Below are 11,027 nucleotides of genomic sequence, written 5' to 3' on the forward strand. Positions count from 1 at the left end.
AAAAAAACATGGCAACAAATTGACATCAATCCGCCACATTTGACCTATCTACCACGACTGGAAACATACGCTACCAATCTTGATGAGTACATTGATCGGCGCAATGCTTGGGATGAACATGGAATTGAGATACCGCTTGCAGTGATTCAATCAGCAAATTCAAATCACGATATTGATGATTATATTGAGCGTGAGATTTCCCGAAGAAATCAGCTTAACCAAGATATTCAGGATAAGTCGGATGAACTGTTTTTAGATGTTTTGCAGTGATCCGTGGTGTTATGATTCTATTTCTAAAAATTAAATATTTTCATAACGATTTAGTTATTATTTTTTTAATATTTTTTTAATATTTTTTTTAAAATCATATGTTTACATTTTTTTTATGTTCTTGTATTGTCTTTTCTTTAAGATTTTATTTGGTTAGAAAATGACTGACTTACCTATTGAAAAAAATAGTAAAAAACCTGTAGGTATGGCTATTAAATACCCCGGGTCTGTTTGGTTGAATGCCGCGTCCCTATCTAGAAGGGCCGGCCATATGGAGATTGCGACAAAATGTGCATATGAGGCTGAAGAGTATGCTTCAGAGTGGGGATATATAGCGCAATATGACTTGGCTATGACATTTAGAAATCTTGATATACATCACCGCGCAATATATTGGCTCATTATTGCGGCTAGGAATGGAGATCCTGATGCGGCAAAAGATATAAATAACCTTTACGGCATTGATTTAAAAATTCAATAAATTTTATCAATCAATGAAGTGACTTCTAATTTCGTGTAAGAACATTATGTAAACTTGGAGTACACCCTAAAGTAACGTCATGGCGACCCCAATCCTGAACCTAAAATCAATGTTTTAGAAGCCGTGGAACATCAATTTTAGTATGCTCAAAGAAAGTCTTAGATTTATACGTGACAATAAAAAGCCAGTTGTATGAACTGGCTCTTTCTATTTGGGATTTACTTACCCATTGCGATTTTTTACCGTGCCTCTCATAAATTAACAGTCAAAGCTGAAGAAGTGCTCTGGGAAACAAGAAACAAAGGCTTTTTGAATATCGCTGTACTCACACTCAGGATGCTTCTCTAAATAACGTCGAGTCCAAATCAGTGTGGCTTCATAATCATTAAAGCACTGATCGAGTTGTAAAAAAATCCACAGTTCATGGGCTTTTTGAATGAAAAAGTCATTGATGATCATGAGAGCAATTTTCTTTTCAGTGTTTGAATCCGGGTATGAGTACATATTATATTTCTCCGATAATAAGGATAAATGGGTTAGCTGATAAGCTATTTATAACACATAAAAAATGTGTTCGTCACATTTTTTATGTGTTTTTTTAAGTTTTATAGTCTGTGTTATACTTCTAATTCAAACAGATTGTATTTATCACGATGCCATACGAAGAATTTCAAAGACTTATGGGGAAAGCAGGTCTTTCAATTAAGGAATTTGCAACCTTATTGGACATGAATCCAAACTCCATAACTAACTATAAAAAGATCGGAAAAGTACCTACTCATATCGCTGTTCTGGTTTACTTACTTTCTAGCATGAAAGATGAGGGTGTAGACTTTTACCCTATTTTTGAAAAAATTAAGTCGTATTCAAAAGACTAAAACTCTCGTTTGTTGATTGTTGTAAGCTGTTAGTGATGACGTAAAAAATGCCTGAAGTTCAGGCATTTTTTTGTTTCAGGGACTTATAAGCCTCGATAGAACTTTTCAATAAAGTATCGAGTTTTGAGAACCAGGGTGTTCATCAAATTCTTATGTTCTGAGATCTTAGGTCGAGCAATCGATAAACCGGACATTTCTATTTGGGGGTTACAACTGAATTTCGCATAAGAGATTTTATGTTAAATAAATGGTATTCTTTCTTCCGTATAGTTAAATAATCGGTAGTAAGGCTAAAAAAATGCAATTCAAAGGTTAATTTAGTCAATAAAAAAGCCCAACATCCTGTTAGGCTTTTTTACATATTTGATGCGTTGGTATAACTCCTGTCGTACCTCACATTCCCTGTATCTGATCTTATTATTCTTATCTGGAGCATCCTGCTCTCTATGTCCCCATAATAGAAAATTGATGAAGAATGGCATAGACACAAAGAGCCTGAATGAATGTAAGTCAAAGCGTACAAAATTGGCTGAGATTTATCCCAAGGGTTGTCCGCAGAAATTGGGGATAATTTGAGCAGTGGATGAGTTGATAAATCATAACAATGTACTTTTTTGATTAAATATTGATCATATTTATTTAATCTATTTTTATTAAAATTTTATGAATTCATAAATCATTAATATGTAAGCAAAGTTTAGATATATGACAAATCAACCAAAGTGTCATTTTCAACTCTTAAGTTTGAATCGCTTTTTAAAAAATCAAACCTGAGACTACATAATGACTAAATTGACTTCATTGAGCTTAGCAATATTATTGGCATTCAATTTAACTGCCTGCAACGACAATGATGATAAAGATGAATCATCCGCCCTGCCTGAAACACCGACAACACCAGCCCCAGAGCCAGAAACACCAGAAGAAGAAGTTCCTGTACCTAAAGTCTATTTAGACGAAAACTTCGATCAACTCACAGCGCTGCCAGCAGCATGGACAACACTGCGCTCAAATGCAGGCACGGTTGAAGTCAAAGACGGCAGCTTATTCATTGATGGGCGCGCCAATGACACACAAATGACCACGTTAATGCTGTCACCTGAATATCAAAAACTCAGAAACTATCGCATAGATATCGAATTTACTTATTTAGAAAGAAATAATGGCGGCCGCTGGGGCAGTATTATTTACCGCGCTGCTGACAGCTATGCTGAACCTGCCTTCACGCCTTATTATCAATTTGCAATTCGCGCCGATGCAGCTGGCGCCAGCGGTCTAGAACTTGCGCTGCGCCAGCCTACCAATGCGTGGAATGTGCTGCATAAATCTGCTTATAAAGAAAATATGGAGGTCAATAAGTCGTATAAAGCGACTGTGATTGTGCATGGTCAACGTGTGCGCCATTATATTGATGACAATTTAGTCTTAGACACCACACTGCCTTATAATTTAGATCAAGGCGCAATTGGCCTCTCTACTGCTGGCTTATTGATGAAAGTAGATGCCATCAAAATTACAGAACAGCTTGATCCTCTGCCAGAATCAAACCGTGTTACCGAAATTATTGATCATAATCTGCCAGTTTCTATGGCGCCAACCATTGCACAGCCTGCACCCCTGAACGGCATTTCCTCTACAGCAGCAACACACATTGCCTATCAGCTCGATGAACAATTAAATCTATTGAATACTGAGCAGGAAAAAGTCATGGCTTTACGTGATTATCTGAATGACTCAACACGCCGCACACTTCCGCTGCTACGCATTCAAAATGAACAGACCATTAATAAGCTAAAAACATTGGGCGAAAGTTATGATCTGGCGGATATTACCTTGCTTTCAGATCAGCCAGAGCTTCTTCGCAAAGCGCGAATTGCAATTCCAGCACTGCGTACCGCGCTGGATTACTCTAAACAAACTGGGCTGAGCAGCTCAACTAAGGATATTGTGACCATTGCCCACAATACCAATTCATCACTTGCAAAAATTGTGATTCTGCCTAAGCATCTGGTACAAACAGAAGTGGTTTCACATTTACAGCGTCTGCTGATTACACCGTGGGCAAACCTAGACAGCAGCAGCCCATTAACAGCAGCAGAGTTCTTAAGCACAGGTGTAAACGGTATTTACACCGAGCAGCCCGACAGCGTTCTTTCTATTATGAAATTAATGGCGCCGAACACGCTGCTGCGCAAACCGCTGATTACAGGCCATCGCGGTATTCCTGCACTTGAGGATGAAAACACTTTAGAAGGCACATTAAAAGCGATTCAAGTTGGCGCAGATGCGGTTGAGTACGATGTATATCTTTCTAAAGATAATCATGTCGTGGTCATGCATGATTCAACCACAACACGCACTACAGGTGTAAATGCCAAAATTGAAGATTTGACGCTCGCAGAAATTCAAAACTTACGCACCATTCCAAATGGACGTAAAGTACCGACAATGGATGAAATTCTTGCGGCTGTAAAACAATATCCAAATGTGACAAACTTCATTGAAATAAAGAGTTCAAAACCTGAAATTGTACCAAAAATTAAGGAATTGCTAGATAAGCATAATGCCTATGATCAAGCGATTGTCATCAGTTTCGTTGGCGATCAAATTCTACATATGAAGAATGAAATTCCTGGTGTATCCACTGGATACTTGACCAGTACGCCAACAGCTCAAAGCAATATTGTCAACACGCGCCGCATTTTAGATGCTGCACAAAAATACTCTTCTACTTTTAATCCTTCTTTTTCTGGTTTAAATAAAGAGCTGATGATGATGGCGAGCCAGCGCGGCGTGACTTTCTGGCCATGGACTTTCCGCTTAAATAAAGATGACTTCTACCGCATGTATGTACAAGGCACACATGGTCTAACGACTGATTATGCGCATGAATCTTCAAATCTGGCGGTAAAATTGAATACAGCAAGTCAGCTCATAGCCACTGCAGGCAAGCCTGTAGAAATCAATGCAGAAATCCAAACTCAAATTGGAACGAAATCGAATTATCTTGTTAAAAATATGCTGGTTTTGCCAAATTCGGCTAAATATACGCAAAATGGCCAAGGGCTGACATTTACTGAAAAAGGTACAGCTTATGTCATGCCAAGCTATCAATATACGATGGCACCAAATTATACCTATACGATTTATGCAAAACCTGTCACTGTAACAATTCAATAAAATTAAAACATATGCTTAGATTCTTAGAGCATCACCTTGATGAGTTAATGTAGTAAAAACCCACTGTAAAGTGGGTTTTTTTAACTAAGTCAATAAAAATTGATAAAGCATGCTGTTCGGTAAGTATCAAGGTAGTTGTCACCTTTTATTGATTTTAAATTTGTATTTTTAACCGATCAGGATTAAGCATAACAACATCCGTTCTGTGCTAATTTTTGGTCTGTTTCTACCATTCTCTATTCCCATCCTTAATATTTTCTAAAATTAACATAATACGGATTATGCGAAGTCAAAAATGGGAGCCTATAGCTCCCATTTTTTACGGATGATTTTTTAGTTCATTCAGCATGGCATCACGCAGAATCTTGTTCATTCGTGTTTGATAGCCTTTTCCTTGGGCTTTTAGCCACTGCATAACATCTGCATCAATACGAACCGTAGTTACTTGTTTAGTCGGTTTGTAAAAAGGATTTTGTACTGCATTTTTCCAAAAACTTTCATCAAGTTCGGGAATATCTGAAAAGTCTATTTCACTGTCTGGGCGTTTATCTAATGCCTCAAGTCTTGCCTTTTGTTCTTCAGATAAGACAGGAGGTTTATTCAAATCTACTTTGTACGTAACGGTTTTTTTCATACTGTTTCCTCTCTTTTTTCTCTGCCTGTCGTGCTGAAATAATACGGATATGATCAATCCCATTATGATCTTGTACAGTATGAGCCACTAATAAAACTGTCTGCCCGTGTACGAGACCTATCGCTTGCCAACGATATTCACCATTTTCAAAGCGATCCTGTTTGAAGACGGCATGAGCATCATAAAAAACCAAGGTTGCATCTTCAAAAGCTACACCATGTTTTTTGAGGTTTGTTTCTGCTTTATGCTCATCCCATGAAAACTCAATTTCCATAGTTGCATCGCTTTTTGTTAATATAAAAATGTTAATACAAAATTGTAAATTTTGCAAAGTTGTTCCATTTTCTATTGGCAAAATCTTACAGAATCGAACATAAAAAAGCCGACTTGTTTCAAAATCGGCTTTTTTTGCATTTTTAGATTTTTATGATTTTATTAAGCAATTGATATTTAAGTTAATATACAAGTGTACTTCGTATAACCGCCATTATGTTAAATGCGGGATAAATCAAGATATTTTTTTTATAAATTCAGTTTTATTTCTTGGCGAAACCATGATTGATTCATGAATACCATCTTTTTTATATTCAATTCTTATTCTATCTAAAGATAAAGCTGGAGCTGATAAAGAGTCTGATGTTTCCTCGATCTTTTCAATGCTATTCAATGGAATTTCCCACTTTAAGAAGATACTGTGTATCTTTAATATCTCACCGTCTACAACATAGTATGTTGTTGGAATGGGTAACCAAACCACTAGAGCTAAAGAACTTAAAAGGACCGAAAAAATTATATTTGCATGTAAATTTTGGCTATCAAAATGACTATAGACTAAGGTTAAAAGCAGTAAAGAACTTCCTGTCAAAACTATAATCACCCACCAATCTATTTTTGATTTATATTTTTGCATTATTGAATTTCTCTAAAATTAACATAATACACCTTATACGAAATACAATTTTTATTACTTTAAAAATCAATTTCTTATATACTCTTCAAAAGCCCATTTACCCTCAAATGGGCTTTTTTTATGTTTTTCCACGTTCCACGCCCAATAAGTGAGCAATGTTCCACGGGTTTGTGTAGTCCACATGAACAATTCAATTAAACAAAAAGGTTCATATTTAAGTTAAATAGTGAGAATAATAAAACTTGATTCTTAAGAAGGTTGAGATATGGATGAGATAAAGAAGATGGATGAGGAGGAGCGCGTTATTGCTAAAGAGGCAGGTCGGGTGCTCACGGAGACCTTTATTGCAAGAGCTAGTAATGGACCTGTAGTCTATGTCACAAACGATACCGTAGTGTGTAAGGCTCCGAATAGTGAGCCTGTGATGATTAAACAACTGTATCGTAACTTAGAAATTTCTAAGCGTCTGCCGAAGCGAGGTACAGTGAAGATCAAAAAAAAAGACATCAGATGATTTTTAAAGTATAGAACTCTTAATCTTCATTGAATACAGCATTCAATACGCGTCCAAATAAACTCCGTTTTTTGGGTTGTGGCACTGCTACACTTTGCAACGTCGCATGCTGTGGCGTTTGGGTGTCGCTCGCTATAGCGTCAGGGTGTTGCACTGCAACATTTTCCACCATATTTTTGGTTAAAATTTTATTGTTTTCAGTATTTTGATCTGCTGTCGCATACTGTGGTATTTGGGTGTCGCATGCTGTAGTGTCGGAGTGTTGTGCTGCCGTGGCAGGTGCGACACTTTTTAATTCAATCAGAGTCTGCATCCGATCAATTTGCTGCATCAAACGTTCTTCACGTTCCTGGTATTTTTTGACTTCGTTTTCTAAATGAGTGATAAGTTTTTGCGTAGCTGCATCACTGCTTTGTTTAGGAGCTTCATTAGCCGGCTGTGATACCTGTTGTGGTTCACCGAAGCATCGAATTACTTCGGCAAGATCAAATTGACCATCACCAGTACGAGACAAGCGTCCATTTTTTACAGCTCTGTAGATTGTCGATCTATCGATATTAAAACGCTTAGATACTTCGCTCAGTGATAGTTTCGCCATTTAGCTTACAAGTCCTGTTTATTATGTTTTGACGTAAATCATATAAGTATCAGCATATATTTTGTGAGAGAGTTAGCCAATATTAGGAACTACACCATATACCGCAAATATATAATATTTAATATTTTTATTTTTAAAAACGAAAAAGCCCTGCTTGACTTTCGTCGCACAGGGCTTTAAATTCGTCGGTACGCAGTTAGTTGATGGTGGAACATCTCCTAACGAAGATCATAAGGTTTGGCGACCGTTATGATTTCACACAAGGCTTGTACCTGAACTCTATTTTCACTGTTATGTGCAGTAATATCAAGCCTAAAATGATAAGTCTTCGTTAATAAAGTGTTTTTTTTCATCAAATAAGTATCCCAGATCGAGCTTTGCCTGCTTCTGCGTGCCCATTTTATGGTTGGCATGCGGTGCATGTGGAGGGAATAAGTGTCACTGGTGCATCGTAGCGATCGTCGAAAGGCGGAACCGTTACAGGGGAATCTCACATAAACGGGGCGTTGAGAGTAGTTGTATAGGTTGGTTAAGTTGCATGTTGGGGAAACCCTCGCTGAGATACTGCCATACTTCGACAAGGAGCGCGTGGGGGAAGGTGCAAGACCTTTAGTCCTTGTCTGCATAGTCAGCAAAACTATGTGCGGATACGACCGATGCGTGGCTCCGTCAGCCCGACTGGTAAATCGGCAATACTTAAGGGATGTGTCATTTTTCTAAGTGACCGCCCTTAGGGAGAGTATTGCCGAAACTCTCTCAACGTTCACCATCAGCCCAAAGCGAAGCGACGGCTGTGGGGATCTTGAGAGAGTGAGAGCATTTAATATAATAAACTCTAGTATTTTCTAATTTCTTTGATCTTATTAAAAGTGTTATTTAAGTGCGAAAAATAAGGGGTTATAGCTCTGTTAACTACTTTTTCGTTAGAAGGTACCTTCTAACGACTAAATAGCTTAAATCGCAAATGAGAGAGAAACAGAGATATTGATTGTGAATTAGAAGTACTTCTTCAGTTTTCCAGTAGACATCCCATTCCCCTTTGATCTTTGGCTTAGATCGGGGATGGGTGCATATCTCACTAACGTAGAGTTCACGCAATTTAACGCAGTTCAACATGCCAAGTTGAACCCTGAACGCCTTTTTTATCAAAAAAAATGGTAAACCATCGAATTTTAAGTTATTACAACTAATTGTTTTCTAACAAATAAATATTTTCAAAAATTATAATCCAACTTAAAAAAGCTTTGCTTAAAACAGGTCATCCGATTAGCTTTGCACACATCTGACCCTGCATAGACTTCCTTGCCATCTTCCGATGGTCGAAGTGGTTTCTACAACGAATTAAGTTCCAGATTTCTTAAATTTTCAAATAATTCAAACAGTTGAAAATCTGTATGTCATCAAATTTAGTTTAGCTCAAGCGACCAACTTGCGCAGCAGAGAGTGACCAAACTCCCCTTTAACCTTTTGATTTTTCTTGACTTATGCCACTGTTACTATGACATAAGCACTTACTCAATGCGTACCTCTACGCATCCCAACATCACTTTTTCGCAAAACCACGATTCCCTTAACAGACCATTTCTGGCACGGTAGCTATGGTTTTTACTCTTGCAAGCAAGAATACAATTTCCACGACAAAAGTCGCTTTATATGCGCTACTCAAGATCGCTCCCACACTTCACCGTTTAACATCTGCATTTAACCAATTCATGCAGCATACGGTGCTGTGCTTCCCAAGTTAGTTATTGAAGCTTTAATTTGCAGAACGCCTATCCTCTAGACCACCTGATTTTTTCCATTCTTCACGATTCGCAGTTCCAAAAAATCGCTTACAAAATCAGATCGTCATTACTGAGGGTAAAGCACATACAATACACATAGCGAGTCGCACTCTCGCATTTACACGTTTGAGCTATCAATTGACCTCGACTTTCATCGAGTGCCAGTTACGCCATCTTTCGACTTGTAACCCTCCAACTTCTCAGTTGGCTCAAAATCCATCGTGTGTGTCACGAACCAGACCAACATAACTCGTGCATCAATCTGGAACGGTGGCTATTAACGGGGCTTTCATCCTGAATGCACCTAACCATTTCTTCAAAACAGGATTTCAGTATCAAAATACCTAGCATGGCTATTACTACCCATGCGCCACGTCACCGTGATTCCGTTTCCTTATCGCCCAACTCCTAGCCTAAGCCAAGAATAGATATTGGATTGGATCGAAGGTGAGTATTTCATCTCACCAGCTCCCATCAAAGCGTACCGAGCTAAATTTCTCCAGCAGTCCGCTTCGTCAGGTACTCTCTGACTGGTTAGGTCAACGAGTATGAGCAGTTTAAAAAATCAAAGTTTTAGTGTGCCTTTAGCACACTAAAACACGGTCTAAAAGGTCGGTTTTAATGCACTGGTCAGGCGCACTTCATTCAATGATGAAATGAGCATAAAACATAAAATAAGTACCGTCTATCTGATTTTGTAGGAACTACTATTTACCCAATTACAAGTATCCCGGAAAAACCAATTTTAAGGCCATACTTCGTATGGCAGGGCTATGCCCAAAAAGTTTTAAAAGCCTTATTTTTCTTTTACTACATTACAACGTTTATTTTGCACAAAAAATGGGTTACTTTTACTAAAAACCCTAGATTACAAAGTTTAAAATGATTGTCTTTAGTCCAAATGGAAAATATACACTTCAACGGTTAGCTGACCACGTAGCAAATGGGGCATATTTTTATACCCATTTTAGTTTTGATAGCAGTCAAAAAAGTATTGATGATTTACTTGAGAAATTAACGGCTAGATATGACCTCAATCAAACTCCAAGACAACGGACTTATCGACTGGAAAAAGGCCTGCCGATTTGTACTTTGATCTTGCAGCGTGAGGTTTTTAATCCGAATTTATGGAATTTACATTTATTGTTTACGACCCCAAAAAGTCGTGATTTTAATTTACAAAATGGTGTGACCGTTTCTAAAATTACTAAGATAAAAGATCGCGATAAAATCAGTAAATTACAAGAAAAATTTAAAGATTTTAATTGGATTAAGCCAACTATTGATGCTGAAATTACAGCGATTCAAAAGTACTTTAGTGACAATGAAAATTTACAATTTATCTTGAATGATCCAATTTGCTTCAAAGCCACACAGCACATGGTTTTCGAGCTAGTGAGGACTGATCATAAGAGCTATAAGCAGCTTGCTCAAAAAGACGATAAGGAATTTAAGGACCGAATTCGGTCATACGCTTGGTCATGGCGTTACTCTAAAGCCTCTTTCGAAGTTATGAAAAAAAGATTGGTGGACATCGTTAATAAACTGATTAGCCAAAAACGGAATGATGCAGCAGAGCGTAATAGAGCAGAGTTAAAGGCCTATTTCTCAATGCTTGAGCGGTGGGCAGTATTTAAGGCAAACCGTCAACAAACAGGACAGCTTTTGCATTTTGGCCAACGGTTTTTAAAGCGAAAACTAAAAAAAACATGGCAACAAATTGACATCAATCCGCCACATTTGACCTATCTACCACGACTGGAAACATACGCTACCAA

The 11,027-nt window shown here is 37.8% G+C and carries 10 protein-coding genes and 1 pseudogene; 6 read left to right on the forward strand and 5 right to left on the reverse strand.

The window, feature by feature from the left end; all coding sequences use genetic code 11:
- Together H9629_RS15015 and H9629_RS15020 are read left to right on the forward strand one after the other, a co-directional pair.
- Positions 1–270: pseudogene (locus H9629_RS15015) on the forward strand (hypothetical protein); the annotation flags it as partial.
- 160 nt (positions 271–430) lie between these two features.
- Complete coding sequence (locus tag H9629_RS15020) at positions 431–751, forward strand: hypothetical protein (protein WP_024437329.1); 321 nt, start codon at positions 431–433, stop codon at positions 749–751.
- Between the two features lie 258 nt (positions 752–1,009).
- Here H9629_RS15020 and H9629_RS15025 read toward each other — a convergent pair whose 3' ends face one another.
- Positions 1,010–1,255: a hypothetical protein gene (locus tag H9629_RS15025; protein ID WP_004282220.1), complete on the reverse strand. Its 246-nt coding sequence runs from the start codon at positions 1,253–1,255 to the stop codon at positions 1,010–1,012.
- A gap of 149 nt (positions 1,256–1,404) precedes the next feature.
- Between H9629_RS15025 and H9629_RS15030 the strand changes: the two genes are divergently transcribed.
- Together H9629_RS15030 and H9629_RS15035 are read left to right on the forward strand one after the other, a co-directional pair.
- Positions 1,405–1,629, forward strand: coding sequence for a helix-turn-helix transcriptional regulator (locus tag H9629_RS15030; RefSeq protein WP_004676219.1), 225 nt, complete (start codon positions 1,405–1,407; stop codon positions 1,627–1,629).
- Between the two features lie 783 nt (positions 1,630–2,412).
- A complete protein-coding gene (locus H9629_RS15035; RefSeq protein WP_191731419.1) occupies positions 2,413–4,809 on the forward strand; it encodes a glycerophosphodiester phosphodiesterase family protein in 2,397 nt (798 codons plus the stop codon).
- Between the two features lie 319 nt (positions 4,810–5,128).
- Here the strand turns inward: H9629_RS15035 and H9629_RS15040 are convergent, their stop codons facing one another.
- The 3 genes from H9629_RS15040 to H9629_RS15050 form a co-directional block, all read right to left on the reverse strand.
- A complete protein-coding gene (locus H9629_RS15040; RefSeq protein ID WP_085064197.1) occupies positions 5,129–5,443 on the reverse strand; it encodes a BrnA antitoxin family protein in 315 nt (104 codons plus the stop codon).
- Positions 5,406–5,717 carry a BrnT family toxin gene (locus tag H9629_RS15045; protein ID WP_159373036.1) on the reverse strand — a complete coding sequence of 104 codons (312 nt, stop codon included), beginning with the start codon at positions 5,715–5,717 and terminating at the stop codon, positions 5,406–5,408. The genes H9629_RS15040 and H9629_RS15045 overlap by 38 nt, the downstream gene beginning before the upstream one ends.
- 234 nt (positions 5,718–5,951) lie before the next feature.
- On the reverse strand, positions 5,952–6,353 hold the full coding sequence (locus H9629_RS15050; RefSeq protein WP_191731420.1) for a PH domain-containing protein: 402 nt from the start codon (positions 6,351–6,353) through the stop codon (positions 5,952–5,954).
- 265 nt (positions 6,354–6,618) lie between these two features.
- Here H9629_RS15050 and H9629_RS15055 point away from each other — a divergent pair, with 265 nt between their 5' ends.
- Complete coding sequence (locus tag H9629_RS15055; protein ID WP_191731421.1) at positions 6,619–6,867, forward strand: hypothetical protein; 249 nt, start codon at positions 6,619–6,621, stop codon at positions 6,865–6,867.
- Positions 6,868–6,886: 19 nt separating this feature from the next.
- Here the strand turns inward: H9629_RS15055 and H9629_RS15060 are convergent, their stop codons facing one another.
- Entirely contained in the window at positions 6,887–7,465 is a 579-nt protein-coding gene (locus tag H9629_RS15060) for a plasmid replication DNA-binding protein (protein ID WP_005265097.1), read from the reverse strand.
- Between the two features lie 2,666 nt (positions 7,466–10,131).
- Between H9629_RS15060 and H9629_RS15065 the strand changes: the two genes are divergently transcribed.
- The coding region (locus H9629_RS15065) for a hypothetical protein (RefSeq protein ID WP_191731422.1) at positions 10,132–11,027 on the forward strand (896 nt) is incomplete at its 3' end.

Origin of the sequence: Acinetobacter pecorum, assembly GCF_014837015.1 — a bacterium.
In the GTDB taxonomy this organism is placed as follows: domain Bacteria; phylum Pseudomonadota; class Gammaproteobacteria; order Pseudomonadales; family Moraxellaceae; genus Acinetobacter; species Acinetobacter pecorum.